The following is a 15,802-nucleotide window of genomic DNA, read 5'->3' as shown; positions in this document are numbered from 1 at the left end:
CAACTCACTGATTTAGATGCGAAAGTGCCGTAGCGCGATCCGGGCAAATGCGAAATATGCGATCCATACGGGTCAGGGTGAACATGTTGCGTATACCGGGGTTCAGCGCACACAGCATCATTTCACCTTTACCATTCATCATCTTCAGCAGGGAAACCAGTGCGCCAAGGCCGCTGCTGTCGATAAAATCGATTTTGCTGAAATCGACTATCAGGGCTTTACGATCCACCCCAATCTCCCGGGCAATAGCTTCCTTAAATACCGCCGCCACCGAGGCGTCCAGTCGGCGCACCGAAGGCGTCATAATGTTTACGTCGTCCAGTCGGTCTGTATCAATGTTCATCGTTTACTCCTGTACGCTCAATCACTAATAAGGAAACATCGTCCGCCATGGCCTGCTGTTCACGGTATTTTCCGCTGCGCCAGCGTATAAGATGCTGCGCAAACTGCGGTAAGAGCCGTTCCAGTGCGAGCGTGGCGTCATCCTGAAGCCGACGCTGCAAACGAGCCTGACCAAACTGTTCGTTGTCAGGATTTTCACACTCGGTGATGCCATCGCTAAACAGGCAGAGGCGCTCACCCGGCGCCAGCGAGAAGCTTACGTCTGACCAGCTGAGATCCGGCATCAATCCTACCGGCGCGCCGCCTTCACCTACCGTCCTGACCTCGCCGCCAGGGTTCACAATGAACGGCGTAGGATGCCCGGCCTGGCAAAGCTTGCCTTCACCTGTTGTCAGGTCGATAACACCGTAAATCATGGTGAAATAACTCATTATCTCAACCTCTTCGCTGCAAAAGCGACCATTCAGGATCCGAACGACTTCCGCAGGGGAGGCAACGTCGCTATCGTCTGCAAACAGAAAACGCTCTACCGCCCTGCCATGCAGAAACTGACGGGCCACGGCAAGTGACATCATCGCCGCACCAACGCCGTGCCCCGACACATCTACACAGTAGAATCCCAGGTGATTGTCCAGCGGGAAGACATTGAAAATATCGCCGGACACCCAGGCTGACGGCAAAAAAATCCAGTCTGCAAAGTAATCCCGGTAACGCAACTGATGCGCAGGCAGAACCGACTGCTGGATCCGCGCCGCCACTTCAAGGTCTTGCTCTATCTGCCTTAACGCCTCACTGAGGCGTGCATTACGCGTAGCAAGCGTGGCCTCAAGGGACAGAACCCGTGCCCCCGCGTGCAATCGCGCCCGCAGCTCACTCTGCTCGACCGGCTTGTTGAGAAAATCATCCGCACCGGCGTCAAACCCCACCGTCAGATCGCCCGGCTCTTCGCGTGCGGTAAGCAAAATTAAATAAACATAATGTCCGAACTGACGGCTGCGAACCTCCCGGCACAACGTCAGGCCATCCATTTCCGGCATATCCCAGTCGCTGATCACCAGGCTGACTGGCTGGTTTTCGAGGATCTCAAGCGCGGCAACGCCGTTCTCCGCCTCGTAGACGGTATACCCCCACTGCGTCAGCATTCGGCTAAGCAGGCGACGATAAACCAGTGAGTCTTCAACTATCAGGACGTGCTGTGACAACATACGCCCTCCTAAAGCGGTAAGAACCAGATGACGCTGACGGTGCCTTCCCGGAATTTACCGCTGCCGCTCTGGTGACCGGGGTAACGGGTGCCGGAGTAGTTAGCATACTGAACAGAGAATGAACCTGGCGTATAACCCGCATAGCCAAAACTATAGCTGTAGTCGCCGTTCCAGGGCTGTTGCTGGCTGCTGTCCGGAAACCAGAACGCCGTGGCGCGCACGAAGAAGTGCTGCTTCAAGGTATAACCACACCCGCCCAATACCACGTTCTTGTTTTTGCGGATATCGTTGCTGTCCAGATCGTAATAACGCGGAACCCAGCTGTAGCCCATCTGGCAAATGATAGAGTCGCCTTTGTTAATCAGGAGCGTATTCTCTATCGGTTTCGGCAGTGAAAATTTATACGCCAGCGTCACGGCCCCCTGCTCAAAATAGGTGTGGCGACGGTTTCCTGACGTCCAGAAGCGGTTATCCCCGTAATTGCTGTACACCAGGCTGAAAGTGTTGGCATGCCAGTCATCATAGCCAAAACTGTAACGAAAATCGGCCGTGTAGCGGCTGGTGTCCGTCACCGGCAAACGCGATGTCACGTTCGCAAACCAGTAACTGTAGGGTGAGTATTGCAGGCTGAGATTAAGCGTCTGGTTGTATTTACGTTTCTGCTCTGCGGTGTCCGAGCTGTTAGGGATAGTCATCCACTGCTCTTTTAGTCCCGAACTAAAGCTCAGCGCGCCAGAGAAGACGTCTTCATTACCGGAGAACAGGCGACCCCAGCGGCTGGTGAACACGCCAGCCTGCACCGGCTCGCCGTTCTTGTCACGTAGTGAATCCGCATCGTCCTTCGGCGCCGACTCTGCGCCAGTGGCAACGCACAGCAGTGCGCAGGTCAGCAAAAATTTATCCCGCATCAGCCCTTCCTTAGTTAGGTATCCAGCGCGCGGCGACGTTATATTTCGCCATCAGCCACAGCACGCCCAGCGCCGCAGCGTGAATGAAGGTGTTCACTATCCAGTCCTGGCGCCACAGATCGAACGTGACGAACTGGCTTACCAGAAATACGACGTAGACATGCAAAATAAAGGTATAAAGCGAATGTTGACCCAGCGGAATAAGAAACCAGCCTGCGAGGCGATACAGGGGCAGCCAGCACCAGGTCAGCACCAAATAGACGGTCACCATCAGACAGATATCGTTAAGTACCCTGACGGGCCCAAGGCCATTTTTTGCCGCCCAGGTATGATAAAAAGCGTTGAAGTCCTCCGGCGAGAGGCTGTGCATTAGCAGTGCGGGCGGCATAAACGGGTTGGTATGGTTCTGGGCGATAAAGCCAAGAAGCAGCGCAATTATCACCAGCGCCACGAGCACGACCTTACCGGCGGGCGTACGGGCAAAAGAGATCAAATCCTCTTTGTACCAACCGCTGCACATACCCAGCACGAAAATAAACTGCCAGGCCAGCAGCGGAAACGCGAATTCAAACTGAGACGGCGTAGCGCGTACCGGCCACATCTGCCAGCCGCCGTAGACGAGCAACGATAAACCCAGCAGCCAGTAGACGTATCCTTTCTGGAGCATCCCCAAAAACAGGGGGCTTAACAGCAGAAGAAAAATATAGAGCCCAAGGATTTGCGTTTGATGAGGGCCAATTTGCAGGTAGAGGACAATGTTAAACCAGGTTTCTTTAATTTGGGGCGTCACCGGATACAGTGACCAGGTTGTACCTGAGTAACGATCGGTAAAATGGGTCACCTCAAAGACGTTAATAAACGGCAGATATCCTAACAGTAAAAATGAAAGAATAATGATGATATTTATCCGATATATTTTCCATGCACGCAGATAAAGTCCCCAGGATATAGTCAACAATACTGCTTTTTGCAATCTTACACGGTTTAACATTCCCAGCATAAATCCTGAAAGGATCACAAAACCCTCAGCGCCGGTGACCAGACCAAACCTTTCCCAGGTAAATATATTAAATATCGACATCACTTCCGTGTGCGCCACCACCATCATCACTAAGGCGATACCGCGCATAAAATCAATACGTAAATCACGTTTATCCGACGCGATGTAACGCCATGTCGTTGGTTTTTCAACGTCTTTATTTATAAGCACAGGCGCAATCTGGCTCATGGGGCGTCGCGTTCTCCATGCTAAAAAGTTTCTTGTATTTTATTTAGATAGCGTAAACAAAAGCATCTGGCAATTTTTGATAACGCTTCAAATATTATTAAGCGTAGTTAACAGTTATTTTAGCGCGTGTAAACAATCGAGTTTTAACCTCTCTGGAATTATTTCCTCCGCCATCTACACTTACTTTACTTTTTGTTTACGGACGTTATTTTCCGTTTTGCGCTCCCTGTCAGTAACGGGTCTGTAATTAATAACTATCGTGGAAACAGGATATCCTTCTCTATGGATTTTTATTTTACCCGTTTTGAACATCGCCAGCCGCCTGAACCGCTTAAGACACCGCGATGGGTCATGTTAACATGGCAGGTATTGGCGGTTGCCTCGCTGATTTTAGGCGCTAATTATATTTACTGGCGCTGGACAGCTTCCTTAAATACCGACGCGCTGTGGTATGCCATTCCATTGGTGCTGGCTGAAACCCTGGCCTGGATCGGCACAGTGCTATTCACCATAAACCTGTGGAAAGAAGACGATCCGCCGCAAAATCCGCCCCCGATTGAGATCAATGATTGCCTGCGCTCCGAAGACGCGGAAGCCTCAAGACCCATCAAGGTCGATCTTTTTATCGCAACCTATTCAGAAGATGTTGAGCTGGTCAGGCTTTCAATTCGGGACGCCATGAAGATGGATTACCCCGGCCCGCTGGACTACAAGGTGCACGTGCTCGATGATGGCCGGCGTCCGGAGATGAAAGCCGTCTGCGATCAGGAAGGCGCAAACTACATCTCCCGCCAGACCAATATTGGCTTTAAGGCCGGTAACTTGCGAAACGGACTTGAGCAAACCGACGGTGATTTCCTGATCATTTGCGATGCCGATACCCGGGTCTTCCCCACTCTGCTCAGCCACACGCTGGGCTACTTTCGTGACCCTGACGTGGCCTGGGTTCAGACACCGCAGTGGTTCTTCGACCTGCCGGAGGGGGAAAACCTCGCGCGCTGGCTTGGGCGAAAAGCAGGCAAAACGGGATACGGGCTAGGATGGCTCGCCCAGAAGTTCATCGGGCCAGTAACCATCGGCCGCGATCCCTTTTTTAACGATCCGCGCATGTTTTATGACGTCATTCTGCGACGGCGAAACTGGGCCAACGCCGCCTTCTGCTGCGGTGCGGCCTCTGTACACAGGCGCGAAGCGGTAATGCAGGCAGCGCTGCGCAGCTACGTCTGGACGATAGAAGAAGAGATCGATCGCCACACGCGGGACATTCGCGATCCCGTCATGCGTGAAACCCTTCAGGACGCCATGCGTCCCCACGTGGCCTTCGACACGGAACTCACGCCCTATAAATTTCACGTTTCAGAAGATATTTATACCTCCATCCTGCTCCACGGCGATGCCGCCCGCCGCTGGCGCTCGGTAATGCACCCGCGGATCGAATCGAAAATGCTCTCACCGCAGGATATGCTGACGTGGATGATCCAGCGCTTCAAATATGCCGCGGGTTCACTGGATATTCTGTTCCATGACAATATTTTCAGCCGCCGCCGTTTTAAGCTCTCTTTGCCGCAAACGCTGATGTACGCCACCACCTTCTGGTCCTATCTGGCCTGCGTGTGGAACACTGTTTTCCTGATATCGCCCATTGTTTACCTGTTTACCGGCATTCCGCCTGTATCAGCCTGGTCTGAACCCTTTTATCTTCATTTTTTGCCCTTTTTTATTGTTTCGGAGCTGGCGTTTATGTTCGGCACCTGGGGAATATCAGCCTGGGATGGCAGAGCATCGTATCTCTCATTCTTCTCCATGAATTTGCGCGCGCTCAACACAGTCCTGCGCGGAGAGCAGATCAAATTCCACGTTACCCCCAAAGAGAGGCAGACGGGACGGTTTCTATACCTGGTGAAACCGCAAATCGCCATCGTCGTGCTCACGCTGGCGGGGCTGATTTGGGGCGGTATTCAGGTTGCACGTGGGCAGGTTGACGATCCGTCCGGCTACGTTATCAATATCTTCTGGGGTGCAGTCAACATTGCCGCCATGCTGCCGCTGATCTTCGCCGCCATGTGGACCCCGGCTGAAGAAGAGGTGAGCGAATGAGAAAACGCGACGCACTTTTGTCAGCCCGCAGCTACCTCACCATTCTGCTCGGCTTTCTGCTGGGATTCGCTATTGTCGTCTGGGTTGAAAAACAGATGCCGACACGCGTTGAGAGCAGCGCAGAGATATCGCTGAGTAACGATTTCCCACCCTTGCCCGCTCCGCGTGAACTGACATTCGAAGAAGCCATCTGGGCGCGGGTGGCCTGGCAATATTATGTGAACAACACGCAGCCGAATGGCCTGGCCAACGCGCACGACGGCGAACCCTGGCTCAGCCTGTGGAGCACCGGCAGCTATCTTTTTGCGGTTGCAGCCGCCAGGCAACTCAACGTTCTTACTTCCGAGGAGTTTGATGAACGCATCGCGGCCGCACTGGCGGCCCTCGCAAGCCTTCCACTCAATCCTCAGGGGCTGCCCGCCGCCTATTACCATGCCGACACACTTGAGACCCTGGGCAAACCGGACGCCTCGGCTATCGGCATGGGCCGCCTGCTTAACGCCCTGCAAACGCTGCTGTGGCGTTATCCTCAGCACGCTGGCGCCGTACGCAATCTGCTCGATCGCTGGAAGATGGGCGCCCTGATTGCCAATAACACCACCAGCCAGGCCGCGGTCCCGCTCCACCATTGGGCGCTGGCGACGGACGAGCCGAGAAACAGCTTCGGCTATCGTCTTTATGCAAGCCATACGCTTCGGCTGATCGACAGCGCGGCGGGACTGGCCGTGACGAATCCACCAGAAGGGCAGCAGATGATCGACATCGACGGAATAATGGTGCCCGACGAGGGGCTGCGTACGCCGTGGGGTCGCCAACCTTCGCTTATCAGCCTTCCCTATTTATTAACGGGGCTTGAGCTGGGTTTTGATGCGCAGAGCGCAGAAATCACATGGCGCATAATGCAGATCCAACAGCGTCGACATAGCCTTCGGGTCCGCAAGCCGCCGATCAGCACCGATTACGCCGAGCCCGCGCCGGATTACGTCAACGATCTGCCCAATCGCCAGCCGCTGCAAAATAGCGCTCTGCTTGACGCCACGCCGGAGCAAACGGCGATGACTTCGACCCGCACCGCCTTTGCCTGGTACGCCCTGTTCCGCAACGGCTGGAGCGAAGCACTGCGCCAGCAGGTGCAAAAGCTACAGGTACCGGGCAAGGGCTGGCAGCGCGGGCTTAACCTCAACAGCAGCGTGAACGAGATCGTTGATGCCGATACCAATGCGGTCGTCCTCGAAAGCCTGGCGTACATTGCCCACGGTCAGATGCTTTGTCTGGCCTGCCCTGGCCCCGCCACTCCCCAAACCTCTTCAGCAGGAGCGAAGCCATGAAGCTGAAATCAATACTCTTTTTTCCTCTTCTGGCCGGGCTTGTGGCGTGCTGGCTCTCACTCTCTGCGGCACAGGCAGCGGCTGGACTTCCCGCTTCTGATTACCCACCGCGTAGCGGCGAACTCACGCCTCGCGAGATGACTATTGCCAAAAACGCCTGGCAATATTTCGTTGCTAACTATCAGCCCACAACCGGCCTGGTAAATGCCGTTAATAAATACCCCTCAACCACTATGTGGGACAGCGCCTCTTATATGGCCGCGATGACGGCCGCAAGGGAGCTGGGGATTATTGATAAAGCTGAGTTCGATCGCAGAATGCTGAAATTACTCGCTACCCTGAACAAACTGGATTTATTCCGCAACGAACTGCCCAATAAAGCCTATAACACCATCACAGGTCAGAAGGTTAACTACCAGAACAAACCTGGCGAGATTGGCTTCTCGGCGCTGGACATCGGCAGGATGTTGATCTGGCTGAAGGTCATTAAGGAGCGCTATCCGGAATACAGCAACAGCATTGATAACGTGCTGCTGGGATGGAACTTCACCAACGTCATCAACCCCTGTGGAATGATGTACGGAGCCTACCTGGAAAATGGCCAGCCAAAGTACGTGCAGGAGGGGCGGCTGGGCTACGAAGAGTATGGTGCAGCGGGCTTTGCGCTGTGGGGCTTTGGCACCTGTCAGGCCAGCCAGCCTCAGCCCTACGAGCTGGCTGAGATCTACTGCGTAATGGTGCCTTATGACTCGCGCGATCCGCGCCTTACCAGCCAGCATAATTACGTCGTAACCGAATCCTATGTGCTTTACGGCCTCGAATTTGGTTTCGACAAACCGACGGACAGGGAAAACAGCCCGCGTGACTACACCCATCCGTGGATGAAAAACTTCGCCGACAGGGTTTACCAGGCTCAGGAGAATCGCTACGCCATCACCGGTATTTTATCTGCTCGCTCTGAGCATCAACTCGATCAGTCACCCTACTTCGTCTACGACACCGTCTTTAGCGACGGCTTCAACTGGAACACCATCACCGATAAAGGCGTGTACGTTCCCAATACGGCCGCCGTCTCTCTGAAAGCGGCGCTCGGGATGTGGGTTCTCTGGAATTCGCCTTATACCGACCGCCTGCTGGACGCCATTGAAAACGCCAACGAGGCGGGCAAAGGCTACTATGAAGGGCTGTACGAAAACGGCGACGGCCCCATCAAAGAATTCACGGCCAATAACAACGGCATCATGCTTGAAGCATTGCTGTTCAAAAAAGAGGGCAAGCTGATGCAGTTCAACAGCGATAATCCCAAAGATCCCCACTTTGCCCCTTCCCTGTGGGAAAAAAAGCTGGTGGATCTCTTTGAGCCTAATAATGCCTCGCGCAACCGTCCATTCCTGAACAGTACGCCCGCAGTGAAGACATGGTGTGAACAAACCGGGACCACTCTGCGCACCAAACCCGCTTGCCAGGCCTGTCAATGTGCTACCTGTAATACGGACGAGCCTGTGAAACTGCCGCCGGTGACCGCACAATGCTTAAGACCTTAGCCCGCTGGCTGGCTGCCGCCGTCCTCATTCTTATTATCGCCTTCGCCCTGTTCAGCTGCGAAAGCGCAGGGTGGCGCTGGCTGACCAAAGGCGGCTGGCACACCACCGCTCGCATCAGTAGCCTGACCCCACAGGAGCGGGAGTGGGCGGGTATCGCCTGGCGCTATTTTGAGAATAACACCCAACCTCAGACAGGGCTGGTCAACGGTAGCGATAAACAGCCACGCGTTACGCTGTGGCAAATGGGCGATACGCTTATCGCCCTGCTGGCAGCCCGCGAGCTGGGTCTGATCCAGGCGGCCGAGTTTGATGCACGGCTGACGCGCCTGCTCGGAACACTCAATCGCCTGACGCTGACCGAAACCCGCACGCCAGGCAGACTCTATTCCAGCCGTACGGCCACGCCCATCGATTTCACAGGAAAACCGGCGCAGCGCGGATGGTCGGCGAAAGATATGGCGCGGCTGATGCTGGCCCTGCGTCTCACTGCCGAGCGAGCACCTGAGTACCGCGAATATCTGGAAAAAATCATCCTGCGCTGGAATTTTTGTCCGGTGATGGATAAAGACGGGGAGCTGTGGTCTGCGTCCGAGCAGAACGAACAGCTGTTGGTACGCGACGAACTGCGGCTGGGTGAAAGCGAATATGCCGCCAGCGCGTTTCGGCTGTGGGGATTCCCGGCGGGCAAGGCATTTTCCCCGCCTTCCCAGAACGTCATCATGTACCAGCGCAGCCTCGCCGTTGACGCGCGCGATCCAAGAACAACCTGGCAGCCATCGCTGCTCTCCACCCTCCCCGCGATGCTCCCGGGTCTGGAGTTTGGCTGGCAGGCCCCCGGAGTGGCCGTCGATATTCAAAAAAGGCTGCGCTCCCGGGCCGAAGGAGTATGGCTCAGCCAAAAAACGCGCTGGGAGCACGACGGCATACTCACCGCACGCGCCGATTTTTACCTCTCTCAGGCACCATGGCACGTCGAGGACACCGTCTGGGGGAATGGTTACGCCTGGAATACGTTGGGCGATGACGGTAAAAGCTATCCCCGGCTGGCACAGGTGACCACCAAAGCGGTCTTCATGCTCTGGACGCTGTGGGAAAACGAATATACCGATGCCCTGATGGCTATAACCCGACACCTGAATAACCCGCAACAGGGCTGGTTTGAGGGCCGCGTTGAGGCCACCGGCGATATCAACCCGACGCTAACCCTCTCGACGAACGCCATGGTGCTGGAAGCGCTGCTGTACAAACACAACGCCGGACCGCTGTTTGAAAACGGCCTTGTGAAGAATGATGGCTATTTTGCCCGCCGCACGTCGGATCCTTTCAATCCGCCCGGCCTCTGCCTGCCCGGCGAACGTGCCTTGAGGGCCGCACCATGAAATTTTATCGCGATCTCTTTGACGCCAGCCTGAACCGCGTCCTGCCGGAGAATGATAAACGGCACTTTTTTGAAACGTTCTGGGAAACGTTTGTCCATATGTCACCGGAGACAGAACAGCACTTTGCCCGGGACCAGGGCGGAGATGGCCAGCAGACGATCTTCAAGAGCTTTTTCGCCATGCTTGCCGTTGACGGTGCGCTGTTTGTACCCGATTTTCTGGAACGCCTGGCGCGGGAGCAGAGTGATGAAGGACTAGGCCTGCCACCGCGATTTTTCGGCCTCTGGCGGGAGGCAATGCTCAGGACCGTGCGCGCCTGCGATCCACTTTGCGATGAAGAGATCCTCACAGCCTGGGCGATGGCAATTGCCCCCGGGCTGGAATATCTGCGCCGCCAGGCGGAGCTGCATTATAAGGCCAGAGGTGAGTAACCATGCGAGCCACATCCCGTTTCGATCTCAACGCGCTGCCTGTGGGGGTGATGATTTACGATCCCGCCGAGCATCTGCTGGCCTGGAATGACCAGATATCGCGCTTTTACCCGGTGATCGCCCCCTGGCTGATCGCCGGCGCTTCCCTCGAGAGCCTGGCGGAGAAATTTATTGATGCGGGTTATAACATCGACTCCACCCGCCGCCGGACCCTGCGTGAAGCGATCGTTCGCAACTGCCGTCAGTCAAGCCATCGAGAGGTGCGGCAGTCGGGAAACCGGCGGCTCTACGTGCAGCATCAGCGTCTCGCCGATGGCGGCATTCTCAGCCTGCATACCGATATTACCGAGCTTGACGACGCCCAGCGCTCGCGCCAGCAGCTGCACGATGATTTTTTACTGACCGCAGAGTCCATTCAGATCGGCATCTGGAACTGGCAGGTCTCTCACGACAGCCTGGAGGTGAACGATACGTTGCTGGCGATGGTGGGTCAGTCGCGTACGCAGCTGCACTACCCGCTGCGCTTTTTACTGAATCTGGTCCATGAAGAGGATCGTGCCGTCCTGCGCAACGCGATGATAGCCTCCAGGCAGGAGCACATGCCGGTGTTTGAAAGTGAGATTCGCGTGCAACACGCGACGCAGGGCTGGCGCTGGATGCTGGTTTCGGGACAGGTGGTCACCCTCAGTATGCAGCAGCAGGCCGAACGGGTGATCGGCACCCTACAGGACATCACCCGCCGCAAGGAGGCCGAGTTGTTAGCCATTGAAGCGGCGAAAGTGGCCCGGGAGGCCAACGAGGCGAAGAGTGCATTTCTCGCCAACATGAGCCACGAAATTCGCACCCCGATGAACGGCATTCTGGGCATGACTCAGCTCTGCCTCGATACACAGCTCACCCCCGAACAGCGTGAATATCTTTCTCTGGTGATGAGTTCAGCGCAGTCACTGCTGCATATCATCAATGACATTCTCGATTTCTCACGCATTGAGTCAGGTAAGATGACCGTCGATACAGAGCCGCTGGAAATCCGCCCCTTTGTGCAGTCGCTCATCCGCCCGCATATGCCCTCCGCCAGCGAAAAAGGCATTGAACTGCTGGTGGATATCGCTCCGGGGGTGCCGGAAGTGCTCATCGTTGATGGTCCCCGACTACGTCAAATTCTGACTAATCTCCTGGGCAACGCGCTGAAGTTCACCCATCACGGTGAGGTTATGCTGGCAATAGAGCCTACAGAAAGTGAAGGGCACTGGCGTTTTCGCATACGCGACAGCGGCATTGGCATCCCGATGGAGAAACAAAAAGCCATTTTCGAGGCGTTCAGCCAGGCCGATAGCTCTACCACCCGCCGCTACGGCGGTACTGGCCTCGGGCTGACCATTTCTGCCCGCCTGGTAAGTCTGATGGGCGGAGAGCTAACGGTTCAGAGCGAGCCGGGTGAAGGCAGCGAATTTGCTTTTACGTTGCCACTGGAAGGTCAGTTGGCTGTCTCAGCAACCGATGCTCCTGTAGCACGCTTTAACGGCGAATCGGTACTGGTGGTAGACGACAACAGTACCAACCTGCGGCTGCTGGACACCATGCTTCGCCAGATGGGTCTGACACCGACCTGTGTTAACAACGCCGGGGAAGCGTTAAGCCTGACCGCAAAAAGGGGATACTGGCCGCTGATCCTGCTGGATGCCCAGATGCCGGATATGGACGGTGTATCGCTGGCCATTGAGCTCTCTGTTATGCCGCAGGCCGAGCAAAGCCACATCATTATGCTCAGTTCCATGAGCCGCCATTTCGATGCCAATATGCTCAAGCGCATCGGGGTTGCCCACTATTTGCATAAGCCGGTTGCCCAACGTGAACTCTATCAAACCATAGCCAGCGTCCTGGCACCCGCTCCCCTTGCCTCTCCCACGGCTGTGCCCGCTTCTGCGCCCGTTACTGCGCCCGTTACTGCGCAGGCCAGTCTGCGAATCCTGCTGGCCGAGGACAACCTGGTGAATCAGAAAGTCGCCAGACGCCTGCTGGAGCTGCTCGGCCACCGTTGCGAAGTGGTATCCAATGGCCGGGAGGCCCTCGAACGCTGGCGTGAACAGTCCTGGGATTTGATGTTGGTTGACTTGCAAATGCCAGAAATGGACGGTGAAACGGCCATTCGCCTGCTTCGTGAGGAGACACTGACGCGGGGGCGTAGCCACCAGCCCGCCATCGCGATGACCGCCCATGCCATGCAGGGTGACAAGGCGCGCTGTCTGGCAATGGGCTTCGACGGCTATATTGCCAAGCCGGTAAGTCAGGAGGCGCTCAGGGAGGAGATAGCCCATGTTCTCGCCGGAGAAGATAAGGGTCTGCCGGATGAGGCACAGCTGTTAAAACAGTGCGCGGACGATCCTGAACTGGTTAATGAATTGCTGGCGCTGTTCGGCAACGGTCTTGACGAGGCGGTGGCAGCCATGGCGCTGAACATTGCGCATAATGACCGCGATGCCCTGCGGCGAGCCGCTCATAAGCTTCGCGGCGAAGCCGTCACCCTCGGTTTCATTCGTCTTTCAGAAGTGCTCCAGCAATTGGAGAGTCAGGCGGTCTCGCTGAACCAGACGGGGCTGAGCGTTTTACATGGCGAGCTTATCGAGGAGGCCAGACGCTCTGCGGCCTGGCTGCGCCGCAGAGCACAGGAGGTTAAAGATGATCAGGCTTCTTCTGCTGCTGGCAATTAGCCCTCTGCTGGCCCAGGCCAGCCAGCCCGTCACCTGGTCACTGGCCGGAATGTGGCGCGTGCATGACGCCAACCTCAGCACCTTTGATGGCGCCAGCGCGCCTGACCGCGACTGGCGATCGATTGCGGTTCCGGCCAACTGGTACAGCGCCGGATACGATCATCAGGGTGCCCTCTGGTATCGGCACGAATTTACCCTGCCCAGGCGCGCGCCCGATACCATGGCCACCCTGGTCTTTGATGGCGTGGACTATTTTGCCGACGTCACGCTCAACGGCAGGCATCTTGCCCATCACGAGGGGTATTTTCAGCGCTTCTCGGTAGACATAAGCGATGCTTTGCAGCGACACAATAAGCTCGCCGTGCGGGTGGACAGTCCCTGGGAAGATCCGAAAACAATCTGGCCGCTGCATAAAACGATGGTTAAAGGCGTACTTAACCAGCACGATACCCGCCCTGGCGGGGCCTGGTCAGAGGACGGCCAGGATGCCAACTCCGGGGGGATCTGGTCGCCGGTAAAGCTACATTTGAGCCGCGGAGTGACCATCGACGAGGTAATACTGCGTCCGGACTGGCGTGAAGGGCTGAGCAAACCAGCGCTGCACGCCGAGATCCGCTACCGGGCGTTGTCTGCCGGTGACGTAACTTTGCGCCTGTCGGCCACGCCAGACAATTTTACGGGCCCGCCTGTAAAGCAGAAATTCCCTGTAAACCTTGCGAGAACGGACGGAAAGCCGCAATCGCTTCGCGTCACGCTGCCAATGCAAGGCGCCAGGCTCTGGTGGCCAGTGGGCTATGGCAGGCCAAACCTGTACCGAGTGCGCGCAACCCTGACGGATAAGCAAGGAGTGATGGATACCGCAGTTGCCCGTACCGGGTTACGCAAGATAGTGAAGCAGCCTGACAACAAGGGCTGGCTCTTTAATGACAAACGCCTGTTTATCAAAGGGAGTAATTACATCGGCTCCCCGTGGCTTAGCACCATGACACGCAAAAAATATCGCCGCGATTTCAGGCTGGTGCAGGCAATGAACGCCAACGCGATACGCGTTCACTCGCATGTGGCAGGCCGGGCACTTTACGATGTGGCTGACGAAATGGGGCTGATGATCTGGCAGGATGTCCCCCTGCAATGGGGTTACAATAACAGCGACGCCTTCGCGGATAATGCCGCGCGACAGACCCGCGAGATGGTTGAACAGTTTGGTAATTCCCCGGCCATTATCGTCTGGGGCGGTCATAACGAGCCGCCATGGAATTCACCGTGGATGGAAAAACGCTTTCCCGACTGGAATAAAAACCTGAACCAGACGCTGACGAAACGCGTCGGAGACGCGCTTTCGCAAGATACCTCGCGCATAGTGCATCGTTTTTCTGCGGTGGAAGAACACTACTGGGCCGGATGGTACTTTGGCACCATGCGCGATCTTCTTGGCCCCGCCAAAACCGCGATCATCACGGAGTTTGGCGCTCAGGCGCTACCGCGACTCTCAACCTTGAAAACCATCATTCCCGCCCGCCTGATGTGGCCGAAAAGCACCGCCGCCGACGATCCCGGCTGGACGCACTGGAAATACCATAACTTCCAGCCCTTCCAGACCTTTAAATTTGCCAATATTCCGCGGGGCAATACCATTCAGGAGATGATTGCCAACACCCAGCGTTACCAGGCAGAGCTGGTGGCAATGGCGGCAGAGAGCTATCGTCGGCAGCGCTACCAGCCGGTAACTGCCCTCTTCCACTTTATGTTTGTAGAAACCTGGCCCTCCATCAACTGGGGCGTCGTGGATTATCTGCGTAAGCCGAAAGCGGGCTACTACGCCCTGCAAAAAGCCTATCAGCCCATTCTGCCGTCGATTGAACCCGTGACGGCGGTGTGGCGTCAGGGAAGCGAAGCAACGGTTCGCCTGTGGGCGATCAATGACACCTGGTCCGCCTGTGAGGCGTGTCGTCTGAAGTGGCAGGTGAAGCAAAATGGTCGGGTGCTGGCTAAAGGCAATACAAGCCTCACGCTTCCCCCCGATTCGGGCAGCAGGATCAAGGACATCACCGTCACACCGACCACCAGGCATAACGTTACCATTGAGTATGAGATTTCGGATCGCGCCGGTAACACCGTGGGTTCCAACCAGCGCAATGAGAGAGTGGAAAGCCCTCCTGAGCAATGAATGCTGGCTACCCAACGATGCTATTGATACCCGGCATGTCAGCCTTTCAGCGTGTTAACGAACCAGCATCTGGCCTGGCCGGGCGGATGTTCTTCCAGGTGCACTGCCCGCATGGAAAAACCGGTCCCGACGTCGGGCTGCATCTGCACGTTCAGCGTAACCCGTTTTCCCGCTGCGAAATCTTCCTCGACCATTGGCAGCGGCATATAACCCCCCCGTCCGTGGAGCTGGCGCCTCAGTTCAACATTTGCGTCACCTCGCTTCAGCCGGGTGCCGTTGAAAGTGAATTATTCGAGCATATCAGTGACAAAAATTATCGTGCACAGATGGAACAGCTGAAGGAGAAGATGACGTTCCTGAAAGCCGATGATGCCGCCGACTCGATTCCTTACGTGTTGCAGGAACCGGAACATGTGAACGTGGCTGAGCTGTTTATTATGCCGCCCGAACAGCCGTGGTAAG

The 15,802-nt window shown here is 56.0% G+C and carries 12 protein-coding genes; 8 read left to right on the top strand and 4 right to left on the bottom strand.

Annotated features, from left to right (window positions below; translation table 11 throughout):
* Positions 1 to 4: 4 nt before the first annotated feature.
* The 4 genes from ACOTX4_RS03080 to opgC are packed head-to-tail and all read right to left on the bottom strand — an operon-like array spanning position 5 to position 3,683.
* The gene (locus ACOTX4_RS03080) at positions 5 to 343 is read right to left on the bottom strand and encodes an STAS domain-containing protein (protein WP_003862258.1); all 339 of its coding nucleotides are present in this window, start codon (positions 341 to 343) and stop codon (positions 5 to 7) included.
* Positions 333 to 1,547 (bottom strand): PP2C family protein-serine/threonine phosphatase, encoded by a 1,215-nt coding sequence (locus ACOTX4_RS03075; RefSeq protein ID WP_032609966.1) that lies wholly within the window; start codon positions 1,545 to 1,547, stop codon positions 333 to 335. Before ACOTX4_RS03075 ends, ACOTX4_RS03080 begins: the two co-directional genes overlap by 11 nt.
* Positions 1,548 to 1,555: 8 nt before the next feature.
* A complete protein-coding gene (locus ACOTX4_RS03070; RefSeq protein WP_058647809.1) occupies positions 1,556 to 2,455 on the bottom strand; it encodes a hypothetical protein in 900 nt (299 codons plus the stop codon).
* A 10-nt stretch (positions 2,456 to 2,465) separates the two neighbouring features.
* On the bottom strand, positions 2,466 to 3,683 hold the full coding sequence (gene opgC, locus ACOTX4_RS03065; protein WP_003862253.1) for an OpgC domain-containing protein: 1,218 nt from the start codon (positions 3,681 to 3,683) through the stop codon (positions 2,466 to 2,468).
* Positions 3,684 to 3,965: 282 nt separating this feature from the next.
* Between opgC and ACOTX4_RS03060 the strand changes: the two genes are divergently transcribed.
* The 8 genes from ACOTX4_RS03060 to ACOTX4_RS03025 are packed head-to-tail and all read left to right on the top strand — an operon-like array spanning position 3,966 to position 15,801.
* Positions 3,966 to 5,780 (top strand): glycosyltransferase family 2 protein, encoded by a 1,815-nt coding sequence (locus ACOTX4_RS03060; RefSeq protein WP_023323634.1) that lies wholly within the window; start codon positions 3,966 to 3,968, stop codon positions 5,778 to 5,780.
* The gene (locus ACOTX4_RS03055; RefSeq protein WP_063938195.1) at positions 5,777 to 7,108 is read left to right on the top strand and encodes a DUF3131 domain-containing protein; all 1,332 of its coding nucleotides are present in this window, start codon (positions 5,777 to 5,779) and stop codon (positions 7,106 to 7,108) included. The genes ACOTX4_RS03060 and ACOTX4_RS03055 overlap by 4 nt, the downstream gene beginning before the upstream one ends.
* A complete protein-coding gene (locus ACOTX4_RS03050) occupies positions 7,105 to 8,652 on the top strand; it encodes a DUF3131 domain-containing protein (RefSeq protein WP_045335651.1) in 1,548 nt (515 codons plus the stop codon). The genes ACOTX4_RS03055 and ACOTX4_RS03050 overlap by 4 nt, the downstream gene beginning before the upstream one ends.
* Positions 8,637 to 10,031, top strand: coding sequence for a DUF3131 domain-containing protein (locus ACOTX4_RS03045; protein ID WP_063938192.1), 1,395 nt, complete (start codon positions 8,637 to 8,639; stop codon positions 10,029 to 10,031). The genes ACOTX4_RS03050 and ACOTX4_RS03045 overlap by 16 nt, the downstream gene beginning before the upstream one ends.
* Positions 10,028 to 10,462 (top strand): globin, encoded by a 435-nt coding sequence (locus ACOTX4_RS03040; protein WP_022651691.1) that lies wholly within the window; start codon positions 10,028 to 10,030, stop codon positions 10,460 to 10,462. Before ACOTX4_RS03045 ends, ACOTX4_RS03040 begins: the two co-directional genes overlap by 4 nt.
* 2 nt (positions 10,463 to 10,464) lie before the next feature.
* Positions 10,465 to 13,173: a hybrid sensor histidine kinase/response regulator gene (locus ACOTX4_RS03035; protein WP_063938190.1), complete on the top strand. Its 2,709-nt coding sequence runs from the start codon at positions 10,465 to 10,467 to the stop codon at positions 13,171 to 13,173.
* A complete protein-coding gene (locus tag ACOTX4_RS03030) occupies positions 13,142 to 15,340 on the top strand; it encodes a glycoside hydrolase family 2 protein (protein ID WP_048209494.1) in 2,199 nt (732 codons plus the stop codon). Before ACOTX4_RS03035 ends, ACOTX4_RS03030 begins: the two co-directional genes overlap by 32 nt.
* Before the next feature lie 35 nt (positions 15,341 to 15,375).
* Complete coding sequence (locus ACOTX4_RS03025) at positions 15,376 to 15,801, top strand: hypothetical protein (protein ID WP_063938188.1); 426 nt, start codon at positions 15,376 to 15,378, stop codon at positions 15,799 to 15,801.
* Position 15,802 lies beyond the last annotated feature (1 nt).

Source organism: Enterobacter cloacae complex sp. IR5459 (assembly GCF_049238005.1).
Classification (GTDB): domain Bacteria; phylum Pseudomonadota; class Gammaproteobacteria; order Enterobacterales; family Enterobacteriaceae; genus Enterobacter; species Enterobacter hormaechei_C.
The sequence above is the reverse complement of the archived record's forward strand: the minus strand, read 5'-3'. Positions and strand labels throughout refer to the sequence as shown.

Bases quoted from the DNA above. Each gene is read 5' to 3' on its own strand.
- ACOTX4_RS03080 (WP_003862258.1), bottom strand. From the start codon at position 343: ATGAACATTGATACAGACCGACTGGACGACGTAAACATTATGACGCCT.
- ACOTX4_RS03075 (WP_032609966.1), bottom strand. From the start codon at position 1,547: ATGTTGTCACAGCACGTCCTGATAGTTGAAGACTCACTGGTTTATCGT.
- ACOTX4_RS03070 (WP_058647809.1), bottom strand. From the start codon at position 2,455: ATGCGGGATAAATTTTTGCTGACCTGCGCACTGCTGTGCGTTGCCACT.
- opgC (WP_003862253.1), bottom strand. From the start codon at position 3,683: ATGAGCCAGATTGCGCCTGTGCTTATAAATAAAGACGTTGAAAAACCA.
- ACOTX4_RS03060 (WP_023323634.1), top strand. From the start codon at position 3,966: ATGGATTTTTATTTTACCCGTTTTGAACATCGCCAGCCGCCTGAACCG.
- ACOTX4_RS03055 (WP_063938195.1), top strand. From the start codon at position 5,777: ATGAGAAAACGCGACGCACTTTTGTCAGCCCGCAGCTACCTCACCATT.
- ACOTX4_RS03050 (WP_045335651.1), top strand. From the start codon at position 7,105: ATGAAGCTGAAATCAATACTCTTTTTTCCTCTTCTGGCCGGGCTTGTG.
- ACOTX4_RS03045 (WP_063938192.1), top strand. From the start codon at position 8,637: ATGCTTAAGACCTTAGCCCGCTGGCTGGCTGCCGCCGTCCTCATTCTT.
- ACOTX4_RS03040 (WP_022651691.1), top strand. From the start codon at position 10,028: ATGAAATTTTATCGCGATCTCTTTGACGCCAGCCTGAACCGCGTCCTG.
- ACOTX4_RS03035 (WP_063938190.1), top strand. From the start codon at position 10,465: ATGCGAGCCACATCCCGTTTCGATCTCAACGCGCTGCCTGTGGGGGTG.
- ACOTX4_RS03030 (WP_048209494.1), top strand. From the start codon at position 13,142: ATGATCAGGCTTCTTCTGCTGCTGGCAATTAGCCCTCTGCTGGCCCAG.
- ACOTX4_RS03025 (WP_063938188.1), top strand. From the start codon at position 15,376: ATGTCAGCCTTTCAGCGTGTTAACGAACCAGCATCTGGCCTGGCCGGG.